The 24,907-nt window shown below is 68.6% G+C and carries 20 protein-coding genes; 7 read left to right on the top strand and 13 right to left on the bottom strand.

Translation table 11 applies throughout. The features are described 5' to 3' along the window. Positions 1 to 23: 23 nt before the first annotated feature. From folE to dacB, 6 genes are all read right to left on the bottom strand, one after another. The gene (gene folE / locus BLU20_RS04555) at positions 24 to 641 is read right to left on the bottom strand and encodes a GTP cyclohydrolase I FolE (protein ID WP_083371757.1); all 618 of its coding nucleotides are present in this window, start codon (positions 639 to 641) and stop codon (positions 24 to 26) included. Between the two features lies 1 nt (position 642). Then, entirely contained in the window at positions 643 to 2,730 is a 2,088-nt protein-coding gene (ftsH, locus tag BLU20_RS04550; RefSeq protein ID WP_029252887.1) for an ATP-dependent zinc metalloprotease FtsH, read from the bottom strand. Between the two features lie 106 nt (positions 2,731 to 2,836). Continuing rightward, positions 2,837 to 3,391, bottom strand: coding sequence for a hypoxanthine phosphoribosyltransferase (hpt, locus tag BLU20_RS04545; RefSeq protein ID WP_083371756.1), 555 nt, complete (start codon positions 3,389 to 3,391; stop codon positions 2,837 to 2,839). Positions 3,392 to 3,420: 29 nt separating this feature from the next. Then, positions 3,421 to 4,434 carry a tRNA lysidine(34) synthetase TilS gene (tilS, locus tag BLU20_RS04540; RefSeq protein ID WP_083371755.1) on the bottom strand — a complete coding sequence of 338 codons (1,014 nt, stop codon included), beginning with the start codon at positions 4,432 to 4,434 and terminating at the stop codon, positions 3,421 to 3,423. Position 4,435: 1 nt separating this feature from the next. Further along, positions 4,436 to 5,512 (bottom strand): zinc-dependent metalloprotease, encoded by a 1,077-nt coding sequence (locus tag BLU20_RS04535; RefSeq protein ID WP_231959297.1) that lies wholly within the window; start codon positions 5,510 to 5,512, stop codon positions 4,436 to 4,438. Further along, the gene (gene dacB / locus BLU20_RS04530) at positions 5,509 to 6,942 is read right to left on the bottom strand and encodes a D-alanyl-D-alanine carboxypeptidase/D-alanyl-D-alanine endopeptidase (protein WP_231959296.1); all 1,434 of its coding nucleotides are present in this window, start codon (positions 6,940 to 6,942) and stop codon (positions 5,509 to 5,511) included. The genes BLU20_RS04535 and dacB overlap by 4 nt, the downstream gene beginning before the upstream one ends. A gap of 180 nt (positions 6,943 to 7,122) precedes the next feature. On the opposite strand from dacB, the gene BLU20_RS04525 reads away from it, so the two are divergent. Next, the gene (locus BLU20_RS04525) at positions 7,123 to 7,617 is read left to right on the top strand and encodes an inorganic diphosphatase (RefSeq protein ID WP_029252882.1); all 495 of its coding nucleotides are present in this window, start codon (positions 7,123 to 7,125) and stop codon (positions 7,615 to 7,617) included. Between the two features lie 165 nt (positions 7,618 to 7,782). Here the strand turns inward: BLU20_RS04525 and BLU20_RS14280 are convergent, their stop codons facing one another. Next, complete coding sequence (locus tag BLU20_RS14280) at positions 7,783 to 7,911, bottom strand: hypothetical protein (protein WP_269457225.1); 129 nt, start codon at positions 7,909 to 7,911, stop codon at positions 7,783 to 7,785. Between BLU20_RS14280 and BLU20_RS04520 the strand changes: the two genes are divergently transcribed. The 6 genes from BLU20_RS04520 to BLU20_RS04495 all read left to right on the top strand — a co-directional run bounded on the left by BLU20_RS04520 (position 7,910) and on the right by BLU20_RS04495 (position 14,655). Further along, positions 7,910 to 9,235, top strand: coding sequence for a bifunctional o-acetylhomoserine/o-acetylserine sulfhydrylase (locus BLU20_RS04520; protein ID WP_029252881.1), 1,326 nt, complete (start codon positions 7,910 to 7,912; stop codon positions 9,233 to 9,235). The two genes, BLU20_RS14280 and BLU20_RS04520, sit on opposite strands and share 2 nt — an antisense overlap. A gap of 106 nt (positions 9,236 to 9,341) precedes the next feature. Further along, positions 9,342 to 10,562: a homoserine O-acetyltransferase MetX gene (metX, locus tag BLU20_RS04515; RefSeq protein WP_231959295.1), complete on the top strand. Its 1,221-nt coding sequence runs from the start codon at positions 9,342 to 9,344 to the stop codon at positions 10,560 to 10,562. After that, the gene (locus tag BLU20_RS04510) at positions 10,559 to 11,263 is read left to right on the top strand and encodes a maleylpyruvate isomerase N-terminal domain-containing protein (protein WP_083371752.1); all 705 of its coding nucleotides are present in this window, start codon (positions 10,559 to 10,561) and stop codon (positions 11,261 to 11,263) included. The genes metX and BLU20_RS04510 overlap by 4 nt, the downstream gene beginning before the upstream one ends. Before the next feature lie 230 nt (positions 11,264 to 11,493). After that, complete coding sequence (locus BLU20_RS04505) at positions 11,494 to 12,570, top strand: type I restriction endonuclease (protein WP_407946479.1); 1,077 nt, start codon at positions 11,494 to 11,496, stop codon at positions 12,568 to 12,570. 88 nt (positions 12,571 to 12,658) lie between these two features. Beyond that, positions 12,659 to 13,627, top strand: coding sequence for a zinc-binding dehydrogenase (locus BLU20_RS04500; protein ID WP_083371750.1), 969 nt, complete (start codon positions 12,659 to 12,661; stop codon positions 13,625 to 13,627). Next, positions 13,624 to 14,655 carry an alpha/beta hydrolase gene (locus tag BLU20_RS04495; protein WP_083371749.1) on the top strand — a complete coding sequence of 344 codons (1,032 nt, stop codon included), beginning with the start codon at positions 13,624 to 13,626 and terminating at the stop codon, positions 14,653 to 14,655. Before BLU20_RS04500 ends, BLU20_RS04495 begins: the two co-directional genes overlap by 4 nt. On the opposite strand, the gene BLU20_RS04490 is transcribed toward BLU20_RS04495, so the two are convergent. From BLU20_RS04490 to BLU20_RS04465, 6 genes are all read right to left on the bottom strand, one after another. After that, positions 14,652 to 16,214, bottom strand: coding sequence for a restriction system modified-DNA reader domain-containing protein (locus BLU20_RS04490; protein ID WP_083371748.1), 1,563 nt, complete (start codon positions 16,212 to 16,214; stop codon positions 14,652 to 14,654). The two genes, BLU20_RS04495 and BLU20_RS04490, sit on opposite strands and share 4 nt — an antisense overlap. Positions 16,215 to 17,353: 1,139 nt before the next feature. Beyond that, on the bottom strand, positions 17,354 to 19,348 hold the full coding sequence (gene drt3b, locus BLU20_RS04485) for an antiviral reverse transcriptase Drt3b (RefSeq protein ID WP_172829013.1): 1,995 nt from the start codon (positions 19,346 to 19,348) through the stop codon (positions 17,354 to 17,356). Positions 19,349 to 19,388: 40 nt separating this feature from the next. Next, positions 19,389 to 20,732 carry an antiviral reverse transcriptase Drt3a gene (gene drt3a, locus BLU20_RS04480; RefSeq protein ID WP_083371746.1) on the bottom strand — a complete coding sequence of 448 codons (1,344 nt, stop codon included), beginning with the start codon at positions 20,730 to 20,732 and terminating at the stop codon, positions 19,389 to 19,391. Positions 20,733 to 20,944: 212 nt separating this feature from the next. Further along, a complete protein-coding gene (locus tag BLU20_RS04475; protein WP_083372908.1) occupies positions 20,945 to 21,247 on the bottom strand; it encodes a thiamine-binding protein in 303 nt (100 codons plus the stop codon). 10 nt (positions 21,248 to 21,257) lie between these two features. Further along, positions 21,258 to 21,896, bottom strand: coding sequence for a nitroreductase family protein (locus tag BLU20_RS04470; protein WP_083371745.1), 639 nt, complete (start codon positions 21,894 to 21,896; stop codon positions 21,258 to 21,260). A gap of 23 nt (positions 21,897 to 21,919) precedes the next feature. Further along, positions 21,920 to 24,805, bottom strand: coding sequence for an FAD-binding and (Fe-S)-binding domain-containing protein (locus BLU20_RS04465; protein ID WP_231959342.1), 2,886 nt, complete (start codon positions 24,803 to 24,805; stop codon positions 21,920 to 21,922). Positions 24,806 to 24,907: the final 102 nt, after the last annotated feature.

Raw genomic sequence — 24,907 nt, 5'->3', positions numbered from 1 at the left:
AGGCGGTCGGGCAGCACGGCCGGCTACCGCCCGAGGACGAGACTCATGGCCTCGGCGCGGGTCGTGCCGTCGCGCATCTGCCCGCGCACCGCGGACGTGACGGTCCGCGCGCCCGGCTTCCGGACGCCGCGCATCGCCATGCACAGGTGCTCGCACTCGATCACGACGATGACCCCACGGGGGTCCAGGTGCTCGACGAGGGCGTCGGCGATCTGCGTGGTGAGCCGCTCCTGGACCTGCGGGCGACGGGCGTAGACCTCGACCAGGCGCGCGAGCTTCGACAGGCCCGTGATGCGGCCGTCGGCGCTGGGGATGTACCCCACGTGCGCGACGCCGTGGAACGGGACGAGGTGGTGCTCGCAGGTCGAGTACACCTCGATGTCCTTGACGAGCACCATCTCCTGGTGGCCGATGTCGAACGTGGTGGTCAGGACGTCCGCGGGCTCCTGACGCAGCCCCGCGAAGATCTCGCGGTACGCGCGGGCCACCCGGTCCGGGGTCTCGACCAGACCCTCGCGGTCGGGGTCCTCCCCGACCGCGAGCAACAGCTCGCGCACCGCGGCGCGCGCCCGATCCTCGTCGTAGGGCGGGACGACGTCGGGGCCGGGCAGGTCTGCTCCGACGTCCGGGGTCTCGCCCACGTCAGTCGCGATCCGGGGTCGACTCGCCGTCGGCCTGACGCTCCACGGGACTGTCGACCGCACTGCTCGGAGGCACCTCGCCGATGTGCTCGGCGGGCAGCTCGTCCGCGGCGGCCGCCGCCTCGTCCTGCGGGACGACCTCGCCCTTCTGCTCGGCCTGCTCGGCCGGCGTCAGGACGGGTCCGCGGGTCTGCACGGTCCGCTGCTCCGAGGAGAGCCAGACGTCGCGCGGCTCGCGCTTGACCACCGGGGCGAAGACCTCGGCGAGCTCCGCCTGGTTGAGCGTCTCCTTCTCGAGGAGCGCGAGGACGAGCGCGTCGAGCACGTCGCGGTACTCGGTGAGCACCGACCACGCCTCGTCGTGCGCCGCCTCGACGAGCTTGCGCACCTCGTGGTCCACGGTGCCGGCGACCGACTCGGAGTAGTCGCGCTGATGGCCCATGTCGCGTCCCATGAAGGGCTCGCCGCCGGACGTGCCGAGGCGGATCGCGCCGACCCGGTCGCTCATGCCGTACTCGGTGACCATCTTGCGCGCGATCGACGACGCCTTCTCGATGTCGTTGCTCGCGCCCGTGGTCGGGTCGTGGAAGACGATCTCCTCGGCGACGCGGCCGCCCATCGCGTACGCGAGCTGGTCGAGCAGCTCGTTGCGCGTCGTGGAGTACTTGTCCTCCATCGGCATGACCATGGTGTAGCCGAGGGCCCGGCCGCGCGGCAGGATCGTCACCTTGGTGACGGGGTCCGTGTAGCGCATCGCGGCGGCGACGAGCGCGTGGCCACCCTCGTGGTACGCGGTGACCTTCTGCTCCTTGACGTTCATCACGCGGGTCCGCTTCTGCGGTCCGGCGATGACACGGTCGATGGCCTCGTCGAGCGCCCGGTCGTCGATCAGCTGGGCTCCCGAGCGGGCGGTGAGCAGCGCGGCCTCGTTGAGGACGTTCGCGAGGTCGGCACCGGTGAACCCGGGGGTCCGGCGGGCGACGGCGTTCAGGTCGATGTCCGGGACGATCGGCTTGCCCGCGGCGTGCACGCGCAGGATCGCCTCGCGGCCCTTGAGGTCGGGGGCCTCGACGGCGATCTGGCGGTCGAAGCGTCCCGGGCGCAGGAGCGCCGGGTCGAGGATGTCGGGACGGTTGGTCGCCGCGATGAGGATGACGTTCGTCTTGACGTCGAACCCGTCCATCTCGACGAGCAGCTGGTTGAGGGTCTGCTCCCGCTCGTCGTGGCCGCCGCCCATGCCGGCACCGCGGTGTCGCCCGACGGCGTCGATCTCGTCGACGAAGATGATCGCCGGAGAGTTCTCCTTGGCCTGCGTGAACAGGTCACGCACACGGCTGGCACCCACACCGACGAACATCTCGACGAAGTCGGAGCCGGAGATCGAGTAGAACGGGACGCCCGCCTCCCCCGCCACGGCGCGGGCGAGCAGGGTCTTGCCGGTTCCGGGAGGTCCGTAGAGCAGGACGCCCTTGGGAATCTTGGCGCCGACGGCCTGGAACTTCTCGGGCTCGGAGAGGAACTCCTTGATCTCGTAGAGCTCCTCGACGGCCTCCTCCGCACCCGCGACGTCGGAGAACGTCACCTGCGGGGTGTCCTTCGAGGCCAGCTTGGCCTTGGACTTGCCGAATCCCATGACCTTGGAACCGCCGCCCTGCATCCGCGAGAGCAGGAACCAGAAGACGACGCCGATGATCAGGAACGGGATGATGAACGACAGCATCGACCCGAGGAACGACGGCTGCGGCACCTCGGAGTCGTACCCGTCCGCCAAGTCCGCGGACTCGATCGCGGCGACGACCGAGTCGCCCTGCGGCTGGACGTAGTAGAACTGGACCGTCGTGCCCTTGTTCTGCTCCTCGCCGTCCTCGTCCTCGTACGTGAAGTCCTCGGAGAGCTCCAGCTGGACGCGCTGGTCGCCGTCGACGATCAGCGCGCTCTCGACGGTGTCGCCGGCGAGGAGCTCGAGTCCCTGCGAGGTCTCGACGGGCTGCGTGCTCGGTGTGCGAAGGGTCGCGAACGCGATCCACAGCAGCAGCAATCCGAGGACGATCCATACGTACGGACCACTGAAGATTTTCTTGGCGTTCATCGGCGGCGGGGCACTACCCCCGGATCCCTCCAGTCGCACAACGGTTGGCCTGCGAAACTACACGGAAACTCTGAGCGTTCGCTGGGCTGTTCGCCCAGAGCGTGGCTCAGCTCGAGTAGACGTGCGGGGCGAGCGTGCCGACGAACGGCAGATTCCGGTACTTCTCGGCGAAGTCGAGTCCATAGCCCACGACGAACTCGTTCGGGATGTCGTACCCGGTGTACCGGACGTCGACGTCGACCTTCGCGGCGTCGGGCTTGCGCAGCATCGTCGCGATCTCGACGGAGGCCGGGCCACGGCTGCGCAGGTTGGAGACGAGCCACGAGAGCGTCAGGCCGGAGTCGATGATGTCCTCGACGATCAGCACGTGGCGGCCGGTGAGGTCGGCGTCCAGGTCCTTGAGGATCCGCACCACGCCGGAGGACTTGGTCCCCGACCCGTACGAGGAGACGGCCATCCAGTCCATGTGCACGGGGTGGTGCAGGCGGCGCGAGAGGTCCGCCATCACCATGACCGCGCCCTTGAGCACGCCCACGAGCAGCAGGTCCTTGCCCGCGTAGTCCTCGTCGATCTTCTGCGCCATCTCGTCGAGACGTGATTCGAGCTGTTCCTGGGTGAGCAGAACTCGTGCCAGGTCGGTTCCGAGGTCGGACGGTTCCACGTGTGCTCCCAAGGGCGAGAAGTCAACGGTCAGGCCCGAGGCGGGCCAAGCACAAGCGTGCCACACCTGCGGGCGGCGGCCACGCCTCCGGGGAGGTCGAGCGGCTTCTGCCCGTGCCAGTCCACGACCAGGTCGTCCATGGCCTCGACGTGCCGCAGGGAGAGCGAACCTGCAGGGCATCCGGCACGACGAGCCGCCGCGCGCAGGACGCGACGCCGCAGCGGGCGGGGCGCCTCCGCGAGCGCGGCCGTGTCGAGCGCCACACCACCGGGGAGGTCGGTGGGCCGCTCGGCCCGGGTGCCGAGCTCGTCCGCGAGCGCGTCCAGGAGGTCGGCGTCGTCGCGCAGGAGGTCGGCGCTGCGCGCGAGGGCGTCGACGGCCCCGGGGCCGAGGACGTCCTCGAGCACCGGCACGACGACGTGGCGCACCTGGGTCCGGCGCGGCACCCCGGCGCGCGAGTCGGCGGGCAGGAGGTTGGTCGGGTCGGTCCACGGGTCCAGACCGCGTGCGGAACAGACGGCCTCGGTGTCACGCCGGCGCAGACCCAGGATCGGGCGGCGCCACGGTCCCCGGCGGGGCGCCATGCCCGCGAGCGACCGCGCGCCCGAGCCACGGCCGAGCCCCAGCAGGACGGTCTCGGCCTGGTCGTCGCGCGTGTGGCCCAGCAGCACCGCCTGCGCGCCGAGGTCGCGTGCCGCGCGCTCGAGCGCGTCGTAGCGGGCGGTCCGGGCCGCCGCCTCCGGGCCACCGGCGGTGCCGACCCGGACGCGCTCGACGACGACGGGGTCGAGCCCGAGGTCCCGGCACTGTCTCGCCGCGCGCCCCGCGACGTCGTCCGACCCCGCCTGGAGGGCGTGGTCGACCACGACGGCACCGGCCCGCAGCCCGTGCCGTGGTGCGACGAACGCCAGCCCTGCGGCGAGCGCCAACGAGTCGGCCCCGCCGGAGCAGGCGACGAGGACGAGCGCGTCGTCGTCAAGGTCGGCGAGCGAGTCCCGGACGGCGCGGCGGAGCGCAGCCTCCGCGGGGTGCGGGCCGACCATCTCAGGGACGGACCCGGCGGACCCACGCGTCGGGGTCGCGGATCTCGGCTGCCGTCGGGAGCGTCTCGACGCTGGTCCAGACCGTGTTGAGCCGGTCGCGCCCGACCACCGCCTCGACGCCTCGGACGAACCGGGCACCGTCGCGGTACTGCGCGAGCTTGGCGTCCATCCCCAGCACCCTGCGCAGGATGCTGTCGACGGGACTCTGCCCGGCGCCGTCACGGCGTTGCTCGAAGCGGCGGCGGATGGCTGTGACCGTGGGGACGATGCTCGGGCCGACGGCGTCCATCATCACGTCGGCGTGCCCCTCGAGCAGCGCCATCACGGCGGTGAGCTCGGACAGCTCGTCCTGCTGCTCCGGGGTCATGATCCCGCCGGTGACCCCCTGCCCGCGCGCGACCCCGACCACGGCCCGGCCCGCGGTCCGCAGCCTCTGCGACACGGGAGCGCCGGCGCCGGTGCGCGCGCCCTCGGTCACGGAGCCGAGCAACGAGTGCGTCCGTGCGCGCAGGTGCTCGGCCAGCCAGGGCGCCGCCGCGAACTGCAGCGCGTGCGTCTGCTCGTGCAGGCACACCCAGAGCCGGAAGTCGCGGGCCCGGACGCGCAGGGCCCGCTCGACGGAGAGCACGTTGGGGGCGACGAGCAGGAGCCGTCCCAGGCCGGCCTGGCCGTAGGGGTCGAACTGCCCGAGCACACGGCTCGACAGTGCTGCGAGGACTCCCCCGACCTCGACGGCTCCCATGACGGCGACGGCGGGCCTGGCGAGACCGGCCCGCTCGGCCTCGGTCAGCCCGTCGCCGAGCCCCTGGGTCATCGCGCTCATGACGCGGGCGTTGGCGCGCGCCCACCCCGGGCGGTCCACGACGAGGACCTCGGAGAGCCGGTCGCTCGTCGCCTCGGACTCGGGGGCGGGACGCATCCCTGTGACGTCGAGGACGGCGGGGACGGCACGGCGTGCCGCGGTGCGGAGCCCGTCGACGACCGCCTCGCGCTGCGGCCGCGTGGCGTCGGGGCCGGGGCGGGCGAGCCGACCGGCGATCGTCGCGGCGCTCGGCCAGTCGATGACCTCGACACTCACCCTGTGCACCCGCACGACGCGAGCTCGTCGACGAAGTCGTCGATGATGAACGGCGCACCCCAGGCGTTCTCGTCCGGGATCTTGTCCGCGAGGACCGCGAACGCGAGCATCCGGCCGTCGTCGGTGACGGTGGTGCCGGACAGCGAGCGGACGTTCGACAGGCTGCCAGTCTTCGCCCGGGTGACCCCGGCGCCCGGGTCACCGACGAACCGGTCGTCGAGCGTGCCCGTGAGACCGGCGATCGGCATCTGCACCGCGGCGGGCCGCAGGCGGGGCTGCTCCGGGTCCGTGATCAGCTCGACGACGTCGGTCAGCTGCGTCGGGCTCAGGTCGGAGCCCTCGCCGAGGCCCGAGCAGTCGACGAGCTCCGCTCCTGTCAGGTCGACGCCGAGCCGCTCGACCGCGGTGGTGACCGCGCTCGTCGCCCCGTCGAACGAGCCCTCGCGTCCTGCCTGGAGGGCCACGAGACGTCCGACCGCCTCGGTGACCGAGTTGTCGGAGTGCTCGAGGAAGTAGCCCACGACGTCCTCGACGGGCGCCGACTGCACCGCACCGACCAGCGGTGATGCCTCGACCGTGGCGCGCTTCACGTCGCCGTCCACCGTGATCCCCCGGTCGGCGAGCGCCTCCGCGAAGATCTCCCCGGCGGCCAGGCTCGGGTCGTCGGCGCGCGGGGCGTACTCGTCGTCCTCCAGGCGTCCGCCGTCGACCGCGAGCGCCGTCACGGCCGACGCGTACCCGTCGGTGACGAAGCCCGGGTCCCACGTGGGGCTGACGGAGGGTCCGGTGAACAGCGAGTCGTCGACGCGCAGCGTGACGCTGGTGTCCCCGGTCAACGTGAGCTCGCCCGCCACCTGGTCCGCGAGGTCGCCGAGTCCGGCGTGCCCGTTGACGGCGTCGGGGTCGCCCGCGCCGGCCGCGAGCAGGGTGTCCCCGCCGCCGCGCAGGACGAGGAGGCCGTCACCGGCCTGCTCGACGGTGGTCGGGAACCGGGTCCCGGGCGTGATCGTGCTGAGGGCCGCGACGGCGGTGAGAAGCTTCTGCGTGGAGGCGGGCACGAAGCTCGCGTCGGGTGCGTGCGTGCCGAGGGTCTCCCCCGACGCCGCGTCGACGACGGAGACGCCCACGCGGGTGCCGAGCCGGTCGTCGTCCGCGAGATCGTCCACGAGCGACTGGATGCTGGCGGCGGCGGGCACGGGTGCGTCCTCGCCGAGCATGACGGTCACGAGCTCGGGGGGCTCACCGGCGACAGCCCCCGGCGAGTCGGGGAACGGGGCGGCGGGCGCGGGTGCCGGTTCCGTGGTGAGCAGGCCGGGGACGACGTCGTACGCGTCGAGCGTGAGGTAGACGCCCGTCAGCAGCAGCACCGCAGCGACCGTGCTGCCTGCCTTGGCTCCCCAGCCCATCGCCGTCCCTCGTCGTCGTCGCACGCCTGTCGGACAATCATGACGGGTTCCGGCGCACCGTGGCGCCCGTTCTCGCATGATGGTGCAGTACGCGTGTCACACTAGTCCAGCACACACCGACGTGGTCCGGGGACGAATCCTCCGCACCACGCACATGACCTGCACGGGGCCTGGAGCGCACCGGTGGGACCGACTGGAGGAACAGTGGAGTTCGACGTCACGATCGAGATCCCGAAGGGTCAGCGCAACAAGTACGAGGTTGATCACGAGACCGGTCGGATTCGTCTTGACCGGATGCTCTTCACCTCGACGCGCTACCCCGACGACTACGGCTTCATCGAGGGCACCCTCGGCGAGGACGGCGACCCGCTGGACGCCCTGGTGCTGCTCGAGGAGCCGACGTTCCCCGGCTGCCTGATCAAGTGCCGCGCGCTCGGCATGTTCCGCATGCGCGACGAGGCCGGCGGCGACGACAAGGTGCTCTGCGTGCCGACCGCCGACCAGCGGGCCGCGTGGCGTCAGGACATCGACGACGTGTCCGACTTCCACCGTCTCGAGATCCAGCACTTCTTCGAGGTCTACAAGGACCTGGAGCCCGGCAAGAGCGTCGAGGGCGCGCACTGGGTCGGCCGCGACGAGGCCCAGGTCGAGATCGAGCGCTCGTTCCAGCGCGCGAAGGACTCCGGCTACCACCACTGATCTGCCTGCCCGACGCCGTCGGGCCCCGACGACCCCCGCCCTGCACCGAGCAGGACGGGGGTCGTCGTCGTTGCGGAGACACTCTGTCCACATCGTGAAATCGGCCTTTCGCACTGCGAGACGTTGACCTAGCGTCGACCCCATGACCCGCCGAATGTGCTGCCGCTAGCCCCAGCGCACGTTCGCCTGCCCGCGTCCGGCACCTCTGAGCCGACGCCGGTCCCGGCCGTAGGAGCACGTGCGCTCCGGCAGGACCCGCCCGGCACGCCGCCCCCACTCGCAGGAGAAGCTCATGACCGCACACTTCGAGACCCGCCAGATCCACGCGGGCCAGACCCCTGACCCCACGACGGGCGCCCGCGCCCTGCCGATCTTCCAGACGACGTCGTTCGTCTTCCCGGACGCCCAGGCCGCCGCGGACCGCTTCGCGCTCAAGGACCTGAACCCGATCTACACCCGCATCGGCAACCCGACCACTGACGTCGTCGAGGCCAGGATCGCCGACCTCGAGGGCGGCGTCGGAGCCCTCCTCGTCTCGGCCGGCCAGGCGGCCACGACGCTCGCGATCCTCAACCTCGCCGAGGCGGGCGACCACGTGGTCGCCTCCGGATCCCTCTACGGCGGCACCTACAACCTCCTCCGTCACACGCTCAGCAAGCTCGGGATCACCACCACGTTCGTCGAGGACGCCTCGAACGCCCAGGAGTGGCGCGACGCCGTCCGGCCCGAGACCAAGGCGTTCTTCGCCGAGTCCATCCCCAACCCCAAGGCGGACGTCCTCGACATCGAGCTCGTCGCGGGCGTCGCGCACGAGAACGGCGTGCCCCTGCTCGTGGACAACACCGTCGCGACCCCGTACCTCGTCCGGCCGTTCGAGCACGGTGCCGACATCGTCATCCACTCCGCCACCAAGTTCCTCGGCGGCCACGGCACCGCGATCGGCGGCGTGATCGTCGACTCCGGGAACTTCGACTTCGGCGCGAGCCCCGAGCGGTTCGTCGGCTTCAACACGCCGGACCCGTCGTACAACGGCATCGTCTACGCACGCGACCTGGGCGTGGACGGGATTCTCGGCGCCAACCTGGCCTACGTCCTCAAGGCCCGCGTGCAGCTGCTGCGCGACCTCGGCACGGCGATCTCGCCGTTCAACGCGTTCCTCATCGCCCAGGGCATCGAGACCCTGTCGCTGCGCATGGAGCGCCACGTCGCCAACGCGCAGAAGGTCGCCGAGTGGCTCGACGCCCGCGACGACGTCAACCTGGTGCGCTATGCCGGGCTCCCCTCCAGCCCCGCGTACGCGACGGCGCAGAAGTACCTCCCCCGCGGAGCGGGCGCGGTCCTGGCGTTCGACCTGGCGGGCGGCAGCGAGGCCGGGCAGGCGTTCGTCTCGGCGCTCGAGCTGCACTCGAACGTCGCGAACATCGGCGACGTGCGCTCGCTCGTCATCCACCCCGCGTCGACGACGCACAGCCAGCTGAACGAGGACGAGCGCGCCGTCTCGGGCATCACGCCGGGGCTGGTGCGCCTGTCCGTGGGGATCGAGAACGTCGAGGACATCCTCGCGGACCTCGAGCTCGGGTTCGCCGCCGCCCGGGCCGTGACGGCCGCCACCGCCTGACGGACCGCTCGCCCCGCGCCGGGACCCGGCGCGGGGCGGGTCCCACCTCGGACCGATGACGAGCCCCGCCGACATGCCCGCGACCCTCCCCGTACGATGGGACCCAGTGAACGACGCAGAGAACCGACGCAACCCGACGGCCCGGCAGGCCGCCGGACGTCGCGCTGCGCGCGGGCCGGCCCCCGTCACCGCCGCCTGGCGCGAGAACGATCCCGTCGGCGACCGCAGGTTCGCCGACGTCGGCACGTTCGACCTCGAGTCCGGCGCCCGGCTCCCCGGTGTCCGGGTCGCGTACGAGACCTGGGGCGAGCTGAACGAGGACGGCTCCAACGCCGTCCTGCTCCTGCACGCCCTGACCGGGGACTCGCACGTCACGGGTGACGCCGGTCCCGGCCACCTCACCCCCGGCTGGTGGGAGGCGATGGTCGGCCCCGGCGCCCCGGTGGACACCGACCGCTACTTCGTGGTCGCGCCCAACGTGCTCGGCGGCTGTCAGGGCACCACCGGACCGGCCTCGCTCGCCCCCGACGGCAAGCCCTGGGGCAGCCGGTTCCCCCGCGTCACGCCCCGTGACCAGGTCGCCGTCGAGATCGAGCTCGCCCGGACGCTCGGGATCACCTCCTGGCACGCCGTCGTCGGCGCCTCGATGGGCGGGCACCGCGTCCTGGAGTGGGCGGTGCTCGGCCCCGAGGCCGGGATCTCCGTCGACTCGATCGTCCCGATCGTCACCTGTGCCCAGACCACCGGCGACCAGATCGCCTGGGCGCACTCCCAGCTCGCCGCGATCCGCGCCGACCCGGCGTTCCGCGGCGGCGACTACTACGACGCACCCGACGGCGCCGGTCCGCACGTGGGACTCTCGATCGCCCGGTCGATCGCGCACACCACGTACCGCACGGCGCTCGAGCTTGACACGCGGTTCGGCCGCATCCCCCAGGGCGGGGAGGACCCGCTGACCGACGGGCGCTTCGCGGTGCAGTCCTACCTGGAGCACCACGGCGAGAAGATCGCCCACCGGTTCGACGCCAACAGCTACGTCCGGCTCACCGAGTCCATGCTGACCCACGACCTCGGCCGTGACCGCGGCGGCGTCGAGCAGGCGCTGAGCACGATCACCGCCGAGGCGCTCGTCATCACGGTCGACTCCGACCGGCTCTTCCCTCCCTCGCACTCCGAGCGGATCGTCGCCGGGATCCCCCGCGCGCTCCCGCTGCACGTCATCCACTCCGACTTCGGCCACGACGGCTTCCTCGTCGAGTCCGACGAGGTCGGGGCCGCCGTCTCCGCGTTCCTCGCGGACCGCGCCACGCTCAGGGAGGACCGATGACCGACCTCGCCACGGCCGAGGGCATCCTGCGCACCCAGTGGGACACCCTCGTGGAATGGCTCGAGGACGCCGACCTCGACGACGACGCCTACTCCACGCCGAGCCAGCTCGACGGGTGGACCATTGGCGAGCTCGTCAGCCACCTCGGTCGCGCGATGGACGCGCTCGCCGTCGCGGACACCGTCCCGGCGGGCACCGTGCCGCTCAGCCTCGCCGAGTACCTGGGCACCTACCCCGGCCGCGCCGACGAGATCACCGCGGTGACCCGCGAGCTCGACGGCGAGATCAGGGCCGACCGCCTCGCCGGCATCCGCGCCAAGGGCGACCGCGCGCTCGCCCAGGTCGACGCGCTCGCCGGGAACGAGATCGTCCAGGCCCGCCGCGGACCCATCAGCCTGCGCGACATGGTGATCTCCCGGCTCCTCGAGCTCGTGGTCCACGGCGACGACCTCGCCCGCTCCCTGCCGCACGTCGCCGGGGACCCCCTGAACCGCGACGCCGTCGACCTCGCGGCGGACGAGCTGCTGAAGATCGTCGTGGCGCGCGGCGGCTGGCACATCGAGGTCGAGGACCCCCGCCTGTGGATCCGGCTCGCCGCCGGGCGACGGCCGTACGACGTCGACGACCTCGCCCGAGCACTGCGCCCCACCTTTACCGCGGGCGGCGTCCCCGACCTCGGACGGCTGCTCCCGCTGCTCTGACGAGCAGACTCAGACAACGACCGGCCTTCTGCGAGCGTCGTCGACTGACCGCCATAGGCACACTGCCCGCTGGACTACTCTATTCCGCTGTACTCCGACTGCCGTTCCGAAAATCGGACGGCACGTCATCTCCTGACCAGGCTCGAATCCGACGAGACCATTACCGTGGTGGCACGCACCTCTGCACGAGCGACCACTAGGAGATATTGATCGTGGACATCGGCGAACGCATGGCCTCCCTCGCGACCAAGATTCAGCAGCAGAAGAGTTCGATCGAGACCGAGGAAGCGACGAAGAACGCGTTCGTCATGCCATTCATTTCACTCGTGCTCGGCTACGACGTCTTCAACCCATCGGAAGTCGTCCCCGAGTTCACAGCCGACGTCGGGACCAAGAAGGGCGAGAAGATCGACTACGCGATCGTCCAAGACGGCGACGTTCAGATCCTCGTCGAAGCAAAGACAGTCGGGGCACCGCTCAGTCTCAATCATGCATCGCAGCTCTTTCGCTACTTCGCAACGACCAATGCACGGATCGCGGTGCTGACGAACGGCCAGCACTACTACTTCTACACCGACCTCGATCGACCGAACCGGATGGACGACAAGCCGTTTCTCCAACTCGACCTCCTCGACCTGGACGAAACGCTTGTCCCTGAACTCCAGAAATTGACGAAGGACTCGTTCGACCTAGAGTCCGTCGTCAGCGCGGCCGAGGAGCTCAAGTACATCGGTGCGATCAAGCGAGTGCTCGCCGGCCAGGTTCGCGAACCCGACGACGAGTGGGTGAAGTTCTTGACGAACCGCGTCTATGAAGGAGCTTTCACTCAGCGAGTTCGCGAACAGTTTCGCGGGCTGGTCGCCAAGGCGAGCAGGCAATTTCTCGCCGACCAGGTGAATGATCGGTTGAAGGCCGCACTCGGCGGACAACCGTATCCGGTGTCAGCGACGTCAGAAGTCACTGCCGAGGCGGCTGCTGAACAGAGCATCGAAGAATCGTCGAATCAGGATGAGCGTGGCATCGAGACCACGCTCGAGGAAGTCGAGGGCTACCAGATCGTTCGTGCAATCGCCTGCAGCGAGATCGCTCCGCATCGGATCGTCCACCGCGACACGAAGAGCTACATGGGGATCCTGCTCGACGACAACAATCGGAAGCCGATCGTTCGGCTTCATTTCAACACCGGCCAGAAGTACCTCGGGCTGTTCGACGAATCGAAGACGGAGACCCGGAAGCCGATCACGACCCTGGACGAGATCTACTCGCACGCGGACGCTATTCGTGACACGGTCCGGCGCTACGTCTAGTCCCGCGCCACGAGCAACCCACGAATGACAGTTGCGCTCACCTGCGCTCAGCGGGTCAGACCACCGCACTCACGGCTACCGTGGAGGCATGCTCGCCGCCTACGCCGCACGCCTCGCCCCGAACGACCCTGCCTCAGCCCTGGACGTGGGTGAGCGCCCCGACCCCGTCGACCGGGAGAACTGGTCCACGGTGGAGGTCCGGGCCGCCAGCATCAACCACCACGACATCTGGGCGCTGCGCGGTGTCGGACTCTCCGAGAAGGCTCTGCCCATGGTGCTCGGCACCGACGCCGCGGGCGTCGCGCCGGACGGTACCGAGGTCGTCGTGCACGGTGTCGTCGGCCAGGACGGCCACGGCGTCGGTCCTCGTGAACCGCGGACCCTGCTGAGCGAGAAGTACCCCGGGACGCTCGCGGAGCGTGTCTCCGTGCCGACGGCCAACCTGATCCCCAAGCCCCCCGAGCTCGGCTTCGAGGAAGCCGCCTGCCTCCCGACGGCGTGGCTTACCGCCTACCGGATGCTCTTCGGCGCCGGCGAGCTCTCGCCCGGGGACCGGGTGCTGGTCCAGGGCGCGGGCGGCGGCCTGACCAGCGCCGCGATCATTCTCGGCGCGGCCGCGGGACTCGAGGTCTACGCGACCTCCCGCAGCGCCGAGAAGCGCGAGCGCGCACTCTCCCTCGGTGCATTTGCCGCGCTCGAGCCCGGCGAACGCCTCCCGACCCGCGTCGACGCCGTCGTCGAGTCCGTCGGCCGCGCGACGTGGAAGCACTCGGTGTCCTCGGTGCGCGCGGGCGGCGTCATCACGGTCGCCGGGCTCACCTCGGGCGACCCGGAGCCGGCCGAGCTGACGCGGGTGTTCTTCCAGGACCTGCGCATCCACGGCGTCACGATGGGCACGCGGGACGACCTCGCGGCGCTCCTGCGCTTCCTCGTTCGGACCGGCGTCCGCCCGACCATCGACTCGACCGTCCCCCTCGACCGCGCACGCGACGGCGTCGCGCGCGTCGTCTCCGGCGACCACTTCGGCAAGGTCGTCGTGACACCGGCGACGCCATGAGCGACAACGTCGTCCTCGGCACCGGGGTGGCGGGAAGCACCGACGAGGTCTTCCCCACCTCCGACGAGGGGTGGGTGACCGACCTCCTCGGCCCCGACTACCAGCGCCTCACGCTGGACCTGGGCACCGACGACGAGGGGGACGTCGTCGCGACCCTGGTGCGGTACCGGCCGAAGACCGACGAGCCCGTCCGACCGGCGCGTGCCGTGCTGTACCTGCACGGGTGGTCGGACTACTTCTTCCAGACCGGCCTCGCGGAGTACTGGCACGGCCAGGGCGTCGCGTTCTACGCCCTGGACCTGCGCAAGTACGGCCGCAGCCTCCGGCCGGGGAACACCCCGGGGTACGTGGAGAACCTCGAGACGTACGACGAAGACCTCGACGCCGCGTTCGCGGTGATCCGGGCAGAGCTCGGGCGGCACGCCTCCTTGATGCTCGTCGCCCACTCCACCGGCGGGCTCACCGGCGTCCTCTGGGCGGAGCGCCGCCCGGGCGTGGTGAGCGGCATCGTCCTCAACTCCCCCTGGATCGAGATGCAGGGCTCGTCCGTGGTCCGCACCGTCTCGACCCCGGCGATCCGTCAGATCGCACGCTTCCAGCCACGAGCCCCGCTCCCGAACATCGACCCCGGGTACTTCGGCCGGACCATGCACGTCAGCACCGGCGGGTCCTGGGACTACGACCTGCGGTGGCGCCCGACGCCGACCTTCCCGGTGCGCGGCGGGTGGCTCAACGCGATCATCGACGGCCAGGCCCGGGTCGCCCGCGGCCTCCACATCGACGTCCCGATCGTCGTGCTGATCGCCGGGCAGAGCCTGATCAGTCCGCGCTGGAGCGAGGACATGCGGTCGGCGGACATCGTCCTCGACGTCGACGCGCTCGCGCACCGCGCGCCCAACCTCGGCCGGGTGGTCACGCTGGTCCGGGTTCCGGGCGGGGTCCACGACCTCGCGCTCTCGATGCCGGCCGCCCGAGCGACGTTCTACGAGGAGATCACGCGCTGGACCGCGGCGTACGGCTGGCGCTAGCTGAAGCGGAGGCGGAACTCGTCCATCAGCGACGGCCCGCCGTCGCCGAAGCGCCAGACGCTCCAACCGTCCGCGGTCGAGGCACCCGAGGCGGCGATCGCGGCGGCGTCCGGGTTCGAGTAGCAGGAGCCGTCCATCAGCTCGATCTGGCCGTCGACGTGGAGCACCGCCTCGAAGCGCTGACCGCGGCGGGGCCGTACCCAGATCAGCCCGGCCGAGAAGCCGATGTTCTGCGCGAGCGCGATCAGGTCCGGGTCGACCTCGTCGACGTCCGGGTCGAGCGTCGGCGTGACCGACGGCACCGGTGCCGGGTCCGGGCGTGAGTACGACGGCGTCGCGGGGGCCTCGTAGGAGGGGGCCGACGGCGCCTCGTAGGAGCGGCTCGGCGGGGTGTCGTAGGTCGACGGCACCGTCCTCGACGTCAGCGGGTCGGCGAGCGCGTCGGCACGATAGAAGTCGTAGTCCGCCGGCGGCTCGTACGGGACGTACTCCTCGCGCTGCTGCGGCTCCGGCTCGGGCTCGGGCGTGCGGGTGCGCTGGCTCCGACGGGTGGGGGGCGAGTCGGGCACGCGGCGGGAGACGACCGACGGGGAGGCCGTCGGCTCGGGCGGCGCGGGTCGCGCGGGCGGCTCGGGTTGCTCGGACCGGGACGGGGTCTGGGACCGGGTCTCGGTGCGCGTGCGGGTGGGCTCGGGATCCGGCGTGCTCGCCGATGCCTCGGCGGCAGCCCGTGCCCGACGCTCGGCACGGGTCAACGGTCGGCTCGTGAGCGGTGCGGCCGGCGCAGTCTGCGCAACCGGCTCGGGCGACGGCGCGGGGGCAGAGGCAGAGGCAGGGGCTGCTGGCTCTGCGGCACGCGTCGGGGATGCACCGGACCGACGAGTTCCCGTTGGACGGCTCGACGTGACCGGTCGCGGGGCCTCCGGCTCGGGGGTGACGACCTGGAGGGGAGCCTCGGGCTCCTCGATCGTGCGCTGCACCGGCTCGGCCGCGCGCAGGTGCTCGGTCACCAGGGGCGAGACGTCGACGAACCGACGACCGTCGTCGGAGGTCACGACCGACGCGCGGAGCACGGACGCCCGTGCGCCGGGCTTGCGGAGGAAGTCGACGGCGTCGAGGACGTCCTCGCGGGCGGCCGAGCAGATGACGACGAGCCGGGCACCGGCCCCGGGGGTCGGGTCGGCGACGGCACCGAAGGGGAGGTCGTCGCGGAACCGCTGGAGATCCCGCTCGAAGGCCTCGGGGCCGCGGCTGTAGCGGTTGGCGAGCTGGGCGCGGGTGAGCCGGCCGGCAGCACCGGCGAACCGCATGGCCCGGGTCAGGACGTGCTCGTCGAGGCTCGCAACGACCTCGATGACCACCGGGGAGCCGGCGGCGTCGATGGCCAGCATGTACGGCTCGTGCTCGGTGCGCCGCTCAGAGACAGGGAAGATCTGCTCGCCGAGGAGGGAGTCGATCTGCCCGTCCACCACACGCTGCGCGGTGGTGGCGAGGTTGGCCCCGTCCTGCTGCTGCGCGACCAGCACAGCACGGTCCGGATCGACCTCGAACAGCGGCATCCCATCTCCTCCACGGTGGTGGCGGACCCCTCGTCACGGGCTCTGCGCGCCTACTCTACGTGGCGCTTCTGTGAAGACCGAATACCCGAAGTCGCACATACCGCGCAGACGCCGTGAAACTCCCGCAATCGGCCCGCGACGCCCCGATGCCGCGCACTGGACGCAGGTCACGGGCCGGGCACGGGGCCGTCAGGACTCGTCGGCAAGCCGTCGCTCGACGCGCTCGTCCTTGCCGTCGAGCTCGCCCGTACGGCCCCGGTGAATGAGGGCATAGCTGCCCAGTGGACCTCAGCGCCAATAAAGAGACAACCTCAATGACAACAAGCGGGCCGCCTCACCACCGAAAGCGTCCGCACCAAGATGTACGGAGCGCAACAGGCGGCCGCGGTGGCATAGCACGCTGCTTGAAGATCGCTCACACCGCTCACGCTTGCCTGCACATCGTCGCTACACACAGATATGGAACATAGTGGGCACCGAAAACGACGCATCTGACAACACTGCCGTCGCCGCCGGAATACGAACGAAACTGGTACACGACGATCGGCAACGGCACATGTACTCGATTCGCCGACCGCAATACCTTCTGTTCGATCCCACAATACGAGGGAACCCCGGTCTCACACCGCGTCCGCACGCCCCACAACAATATCCCGAACGGCGCCGAGAACGTCTAAGCTGAGTTCGCAATACATAGACCACGGAATGCCACACGCCTACGCACCTGCGTCAGACCTCCAGCGAGATCTGACACATGACCCTGACGAACGCCAACCCAAAATTGACAAGTACCAGGATTCGACACCGGAAACCCCCTCATCAGACCCGAGTAGAGAACGCAACCCGCGAGCACGCCTGACATGAGGAGGACCGGCCACCGAGAGCACGGCGACACACCGGCGTCGACCACCGCTCACACCATATTCCAGCCCGTGCTCGAGAACTGTACAACTCGGCGTGGCAGCTCTTCCCTAAACCACAGGCGTGGCAAGCATTGAGTACATTAACGACAGCTTGCCGGAACTAAAATTCGCGTTGGCGGGGCCGCGAGTGCCCCACCAACGCTGGCGATTCTCCAGGCGTCACGCTCTGCGCTGGTGTGTGTGCTCGAGTAAACTCGGGCGAGCCTGGGCGCTTCCCTAGTATACCTCAAGCATACGTTTCCGCTCAAGTGCAGCATAAAGATCAAATGACTCCCAATCGACATTCCACCGTCGTCCTTTCGCAGTCAGGCGATCCACCGAAGCAGTCGTCGGAGCTGCGTATTGGTTGTGAATCTCTTCACGAAGGGGGCGTGAAATGAATGGACACGTAATAGCATTGAGATTAAGCAACGCCAACTCTCCATCTATCAACGGCCGATTCTGCATCTCACGAATCCAATCCTCGCATGCTCGACGAAGGTCAGGATAGGCCCTCGACTGCTTAACATGCAAAAGAATGCTGAACAGGAGCAGCACATTCATCGTGGATGGCACCCTAAGTCTTCCCTTTACCCTCGTGAATCCGCAGAGATCAGCGAGCTCGTCCTCGGGAATTGAGTGACTCATACCAAGATCCGAAACGCAGTCAAGAAGCGTAGCCGTAACAGCATCCGGAGCCATCGACCCTCTAGAACGCCGCAGTTGCTGCATCAGTTCATTGCGAACTTGCATTTCCACTCGCTCGCGATCGTGCCCTGGGACTTCGTCGGAGCGCGCGTAACGAAGAACTAGACTGCAAACCCGTGCAACTTTTACCGCAGGGTTCATCAGTGAGCAGCCAGAGTATATAAAGAACACGAAGTCCGTCAACGCGAGGAGAGCCGAGGTAAGTGACCGATGGTACGCCGAGCGTTGCTGGTGCGAAAGTCCGAGGTCACCGAGATCGAGTCTCGACTGTCGGAGAATCTTCTCAAATGAACGCTCCACTCGAGCCAAAGCATAGTTTGCAAGCTCAAAATGACTCACACCCGTGTCGAGTAGGATGGCCTTGTATCCCACGATCAACTGCTGCGCATCGATGTACGGGCGAGGTGCAAGACTGAAACTAGGGTTACGATTGCGGCGTTTCGTAGCGCGTCGTAGGAGCTGGCGAACACCTTCCTTCGCGATAGTCAAAGGAGACACCCAAGGCGTATGCTCACCCTCTTCTTTCGAAGCGTTCAAGTGCAACTTGTACTTACGCAGACTTCTCGAGAGCGCATCGATGACGCGTATACGCATTCGCTCATCAGCTAGAAAGATGAAGTAGTCATCCACGTACCGCAGCACTTCATAGTCCTCGCCAAACTTCATTCCAAGTTCGTCAAGCTGACTGCAAAGATCAAGGTCGACAGCCTGGAGAATTACTTCAGCGAAGAGCCGTGAAGCCTCCGACCCAATGGTGATCCCGCTAGTCTCCATATGATTGAGACGCTGCATGACCTTGTCAAACGCTCCACCGAAAGTCCGATCAAGATGCGAACCCAGATTTGCCTTCACAACGTCGTGACCGTGAGCTGCCCACGCAATCGAATGAGTGTATATGCTGTCGAAACACTTTGCTACGTCTGCTTTGATCAGATAGCCGAATCGGCGTTCGCAAGAACGATACTCAGAAGAATCGTAGAACTTGTATATGTTCGAGTAACGCGTATATGTGAAATAGGAGCGTAACCATTCATACTCGTGATCATCATGTTCAACACTGTCATGAGATCGTCGCTGAGTATGAAACAGTGAGTCTCTAACGACCACGTAGGGCGCAATGCGCGCTGGCCTCCTAAGCGAGAATCGACTCTTTGAAGTGTGATACAGCATGAGGTCGGAGAAACGCGCGTAAAAGTAGACGATATCAACCTGCGCCATCGGGTGGGGCACCGTCAACGTCCGATAGTCGTTGATCTTATGGCGAACCGTATACTGAAATGGTATAGTGGGGACTACTGCGCGGTCATTTTCGTGCTCGATTGCAACGAGGTCCTGCGCCGTGGTGCCAGGTGGAAATGAAACGCGCCTCCCGAGAACCATCCCGAGGATGACTTCCGTCGTGTCGTCGAGCCGTTTCGCATAAATCGAATCCGCGTCGAGACGAACATCGGCATCGCGCAGAAAATTGTAGAGCCCCCGATTGCTGAACGACGGTGGCAGCTCGTAGGGCAGAACGTCGCTCAATACGACACGTGCTGGGTGCCTCTTCAGAGATTGTCTGCGGCTAGACATTCCAAGCCCCTTTTAGTCGCTTCATGCGTTGCATGGACCAACGGTGGATTGTGCGTTTTTGAAACCCGTTTACGAAAGACAATCTGGCAACCTTCTCGTCTAGGCCGGGCGGAAGTGAAGACTGCAACGCGCGTCGCTTTAGATGGCGATCCAGACGCTTCAGGGAATCCATGTCCGTTAGATGGGGATTTGAGAAGTATACTCCGACCAACGCGTTCCGCTTATTATGCGAAAGACGAGTGTTCCCGGTCAAGAAACGGACTCGATCAAGGAGAAGACTGCGCCTTCCGTGATTGTTGTCATCCGCACGGTCCCATGCATTAAAGGCTCTGTCTAGCCTGCTTTGTATTGTCTTCTGACGTTCTTTGGTGAGCCCTACAATGAGACCCCTTCTTCCCTGATACTTGATTTCGTATCCCAGGAAGTCTATTTTATCGAGACTTCTATTTTTGAGTTGGCTGCAGACGATCTTCTTCGGGTTGAGCGAGAGATCGAGCTTGCGAAGCTCGGCTTCAATCTCTTCTTTCACTGCGTCTGGTTTCACGCTACCAGGTTGTTCCTCGCCCCTCACTAGGATAATGTCGTCGACGTATCGTGCGAAGTAGAGAGTACCCCTCGAATCTCGAAGCGCGCGATCTGCTTGAGCTATATATAACTCCGCAAGTTTCGCGCTCATGCCGACCCCTGCTGGAATTCCTCTCCTGCGATTAGTGACTGCTTCCATCTCGGCGAGGAGCTTGTCAATTAGGCGATGGCACGATGGGCTTAGTGATGATCGGTCGAGGCGAGAACGAAGCAGCCCGTGATCAATATTGTCATAGAAGCGTTTCACGTCAACCCGGACAACAATCTTCGGAAGGCTGTTGTCGATGGTGCGTACCAAACCCGCTACGACCGATTGCCGGCCAAGCGGGCGGTTCGGCAGAGTTGACGCGAGAACGCGCTGAATTTGCTTGTCTGCGAAGAAAATCTCCGGGGTGGCCCCGATGGTGTAGATCTGTCGCTTCCCGTGGAGGACCCGGCCAGGCGTCAAGCCCCACGTGAAGGTGTCCGTCTCGACACTTCTAATCAGGTTCTCACTAGTTCTGGTCAGCGACAATTCAAGGAGTTCGTCGGCGGCTTGTCGAGTCTCGCGAGCAAGAACGTCTGGATGGTGCTTAGACGGTCCACTGAACTGTACTCCACTCTTTCGTACTGCTCGTGCGTGCCGCTTCGCATCGCGAGCTGTTTCATAGGCACGGCGGACTTCGGGGAATAGATCAAGTCGATCCCGTCCGCGCCGCGCCTCAAGATCCCATATCCTGCGCAGGTTCTTCGGCGAAAAACTCTGGTCCAATGTCTTTCCTCCCCGTTGATTGAATCAGCCGATGTGCTCCGGGTTCCGTCTGGAGCGACGGCTCAAATGCTGGTAGGTAGAACGCCTGACAGTACGGATGGTCCAAGGTTTGCTACAAAAGCTTCTCGCTCGAGGATAGGTTGTTACCAGCAACTGAGAGCGCGCTCAAGTCTGCAACTGACCATGGAGGTCACGCGCCGGGCACGGGGCCGTCAGGACTCGTCGGCGAGCCGTCGCTCGACGCGCTCCACCTTGCCGTCGAGCTCGCCCGTACGGCCCGGGCGGATGTCGGCCTTGATCACGAGCGAGACCCGGTGGCCCTCCGCGCCGACGGCCTCGGTCGCGCGCTGGATCACGGGCATCACCTCGTCCCACGACCCCTCGATCTCGGTGAACATCGAGGTGGTGCGGTTGGGCAGGCCCGACTCACGGACGATGCGGACGGCCTCGCTGACGGGGCCGGTGACGGACTCGCCCGCGCCGAGCGGGGCGACGGAGAACGCGAAGATAGCCATGCGGCGGATGCTACGCGCCGCCGTCCGCGCCGTCTCCCGTCCTGCCACCCCAGCGCCCGCGGTGCACGACGTCGTCCCACGGCTTCCGCGAGCGCCGCGCCACCGATCCGCGCGCCGTCGCGGTGGGGTCCGGGTGTCCGACGGTGACGGCACCGGTGGGTGCGTACGTCTCGGGCACGCCGAAGGCCTCGCGGAACGCGGGGACCTGCGCGGGCGGGACGCCGAAGAAGCAGGCGCCGAGGCCTTCGTCGACGGCGGTCTGCAAGATCAGCAGGGCGGCCATCCCGGCGTCGACGTGCCAGTAGGGGGCGCTCCACCGCTGCTCGGCGCGGTCGTCCCAGCCCTTGTCGGGCTCGGCGTACCGGTCCAGGTAGGCGTCCTTGGAGGCGAGGACCACGATCACCACCGGTGCGGTCCGCATGCCACGCGCCCACGCTGACGGCTCCCCCGTCCCGGGCGAGGTCACGTCCCAGAAGCGCGCGACGTCGTCGGCGGTGTCCAGGACGAGGAACGACCAGCCCTGCGTGAAGCCGGCGCTCGGGGCGCGGACGGCGTGACGCAGCATCCGGTCGACGGCGGCCGGGTCGACGCGCTCGTCGGTGTAGCGCCGCACCATCCGGCGCCGGCGCACGACCTCCTCGAACTCCACGGCGTCAGCCTGTCACGGACGCGTCAGAGCCGGTCGGCGAGCAGCTGCGCGAGGCTCGTTCCCTGCACGCCGGCGAGGTCGTCGGCCTGGGTGCGGCAGCTGAACCCGTCCGCGAGGTAGACCGACCCCGCGGGGGCGTCGCGCAGCGCGGGCAGGAGCGAGTTCTCCGCGACGGCCACCGAGACCTCGTAGTGGCCCTTCTGCATGCCGAAGTTCCCGGCCAGGCCGCAGCAGCCGGACAACGTCTGGATGGTGGCCCCGGCGTCGCGCAGCAGCGCCTCCTCGGCGCGGAAGCCCATCACCGCGTGCTGGTGGCAGTGCGGCTGCACGACGGCGGTCACGTCCGAGAGGTCGGGGATCGTCCAGCCGGCCTCGGGGCGCGGCGCGGTCGCCGGACCGGTCAGCAGCTGGGCGAGCGTGTGCGTGGCCTCGCCGACGGCGTGCGCCCGCGGGTCGTCCGGGAAGAGGTCCTGCAGGTCCGAGCGCAGGACGGCGGTGCAGGACGGCTCGAGCCCGACGATCGGGATGCCGTTGACGGCGTACGGGCCGAGCACCGACAGGAGCGTCGAGAGGCGCTTGCGCGCGCCGTCGAGCTGGCCGGTGCTGATCCACGTCAGCCCGCAGCAGACGTCCTGGTCGGGAACGATCACGTCGTACCCGGCGGCACGGAGCACCTCGAGCGCGGCCTGCGGCACGCCGGGGTCGAACGAGTCCGAGAACGAGTCGGTCCAGAGCACCACCCGGGGGCGCTCCTCCGCAGCGGCAGGGCGCCCGGGGACCTGTCCGGGCGCGAGCCCCGGCACACCGCTCGACGCACCACCGCGACGCCACCACGTGCGGAACGGCGTCTCGGCGAACCGCGGGATGCTGCGGCGCGTGTCCATGCCTCCGGCCCACAGGACGGTCTTGGCGAGGGGACGGATCGAGAGCATTCTGTTGGCGAACCGCGACATCCCGCCGGCCAGGCGGGCCCAGCGTGGGAGCCAGCCGAGCGTGTAGTGGTCGACAGGGCGCAGCCGACCCTTGTAGGTGCGGTGCAGCGACTCGGACTTGTACTGGGCGATGTCGACACCGGCCGGGCAGTCCGAGGAGCACGCCTTGCAGCTCAGGCAGAGGTCGAGCGAGTCCTTGACCTCGGGCGCGGCGAGCCCGCCGACGAGCGTGCCGTTCATCGCCTCCTGCAGGACGCGCGCACGGCCCCGGGTGACGTCCTTCTCGTCCTTCGTGGCCTGGTAGCTCGGGCACATGAACCCGCCGGACGCGGCGTTGTCCGCGCGGCACTTGCCGACGCCGACGCAGCGGTGGACCGCCGTCGACATGTCGTGGTGGTCGTGCGCGAACGAGAAGCCCGTGTACCCGGCGGTCTGCGCGATGCCCTTGACGTCGCGGGTGACGGGCGACGGCAGCGGGGACGCCATCGGGCGTCGTAGGTCCTCGTCCATCCCGCGCGGGTCGACGATCACGCCCGGGTTGAGCAGGTTCTGGGGGTCGAACAGCGCCTTGACCTCGGCCATCAGCGCCAGGGCCTCCGCGGAGTACATCAGCGGGAGCAGCTCGGACCGGGCGCGTCCGTCGCCGTGCTCGCCCGACAACGACCCGCCGTACTTCGCGACGAGCATCGCGGCGTCGGTGATGAAGGTCCGCAGGACGGAGCCGTTCTCCTCGAGCGGGATGTCGATGCGCAGGTGGATGCAGCCGTCGCCGAAGTGCCCGTACGGCAGGCCGTCGACGCCGTAGCGCTCCATCAGCGCGTCGAGGTCCCGCAGGTAGTCGCCCAGCTTCTCCGGGGGGACCGCCGAGTCCTCCCAGCCGGGCCACGCCTGCTCGCCCGCGGGCGTGCGGCCGGCCAGACCCGCGCCGTCCGCCCGGATCTGCCACATCGACGTCGCCTCGGGCCCGGCCGGGTAGATCGCGGTCGCCGGGCTCGCCGAGGCGGCCACGACGGCCTCGGCGTTGGCCAGGGCCTCCTCCGGCGTCTCGCCGCCCACCTCGACCATCAGCCACCCGGCGCCCGGAGGCAGCGGCGGCACCGCGGCGTCGCCCTTGTGGTGCCGGACGACGTCGACGAGCCGGGCGTCGAGCCCCTCGATCGCGAGCGGCCCGAGCGGCAGCAGCGCAGGGACATCGTCGGCGGCGGCCGGCATGTCCTCGTACGCCAGGACGACGAGCGTCGGCTTGCTCGGCATCGGCACGAGCTCGACCGTGGCCTCGAGCAGGGTCACGAGCGTGCCCTCGGTGCCGACGAGGAACCGTGCGAGGTCCGAGCCGTTCTCCGGCAGCAGGTGCTCCAGGGAGTAGCCCGAGACCTGGCGCCCGAACCGACCGAACTCGGTGCGGATCAGGGCGAGGTTGTCCCGGACGAGGTCGGCGAGGCCCGGCACCGCGGCGAAGGTGGCGTCCCCGCGTCCTGCGACGAACCTGCGCCCGCGCCCGTCGACGACGTCGAGCTCGCGGACGTTGTCCGCCGTCCGCCCGTACGCCACCGCGTGGGGGCCGCAGGCGTTGTTGCCGATCATCCCGCCGAGCGTCGCGCGGTTCTGCGTCGAGGGGTCCGGACCGAACCGCAGCCCGTGCGGGGCCGCCTCCTGCTGGAGCGTGGACATCACCACACCCGGCTCGACGCGCGCGACCCGCTCCTCGGCGTCGATCGAGAGCACGGCGTTCATGTGCCGGGACGTGTCGAGGACGAGGCCCTCGCCGATCGAGTTCCCGGCGATGGAGGTCCCGCCGCCGCGCAGGGTCAGCGGCACCCTGACCTCGCGGGCCATGTCCGCGAGCGCCACGACGTCGTCGACCCCGCGGGGGAACGCGACCGCGTCGGGCACCACCCTGTAGTTGGAGGCGTCGGTCGAGTACTCGGCACGACGTCGCACGGTGATGTCGACGTCGGCGGTGGTCACCGCACGCAGGGCGACGGCGAGCGCCTCGCGGGCCTCGTCCGCGGCCTTCTCGGCCTCGCGTCTCGCCTCCTCGACGCGCTGCTCGGGCGACTCCGCAGGCTGCGGGGTCGC

Origin of the sequence: Paraoerskovia marina, assembly GCF_900105445.1 — a bacterium.
GTDB classification, from domain to species: Bacteria; Actinomycetota; Actinomycetes; order Actinomycetales; family Cellulomonadaceae; genus Paraoerskovia; species Paraoerskovia marina.
This window is presented reverse-complemented; position numbering and strand designations above follow the sequence as displayed.

Bases quoted from the DNA above. Each gene is read 5' to 3' on its own strand.
- ftsH (WP_029252887.1), bottom strand. From the start codon at position 2,730: ATGAACGCCAAGAAAATCTTCAGTGGTCCGTACGTATGGATCGTCCTC.
- BLU20_RS14280 (WP_269457225.1), bottom strand. From the start codon at position 7,911: ATGAGCTTCTCCTGCGAGTGGGGGCGGCGTGCCGGGCGGGTCCTGCCG.
- BLU20_RS04520 (WP_029252881.1), top strand. From the start codon at position 7,910: ATGACCGCACACTTCGAGACCCGCCAGATCCACGCGGGCCAGACCCCT.
- BLU20_RS04490 (WP_083371748.1), bottom strand. From the start codon at position 16,214: ATGCCGCTGTTCGAGGTCGATCCGGACCGTGCTGTGCTGGTCGCGCAG.
- BLU20_RS04495 (WP_083371749.1), top strand. From the start codon at position 13,624: ATGAGCGACAACGTCGTCCTCGGCACCGGGGTGGCGGGAAGCACCGAC.
- BLU20_RS04500 (WP_083371750.1), top strand. From the start codon at position 12,659: ATGCTCGCCGCCTACGCCGCACGCCTCGCCCCGAACGACCCTGCCTCA.
- BLU20_RS04475 (WP_083372908.1), bottom strand. From the start codon at position 21,247: ATGGCTATCTTCGCGTTCTCCGTCGCCCCGCTCGGCGCGGGCGAGTCC.
- BLU20_RS04505 (WP_407946479.1), top strand. From the start codon at position 11,494: ATGGCCTCCCTCGCGACCAAGATTCAGCAGCAGAAGAGTTCGATCGAG.
- tilS (WP_083371755.1), bottom strand. From the start codon at position 4,434: ATGGTCGGCCCGCACCCCGCGGAGGCTGCGCTCCGCCGCGCCGTCCGG.
- BLU20_RS04510 (WP_083371752.1), top strand. From the start codon at position 10,559: ATGACCGACCTCGCCACGGCCGAGGGCATCCTGCGCACCCAGTGGGAC.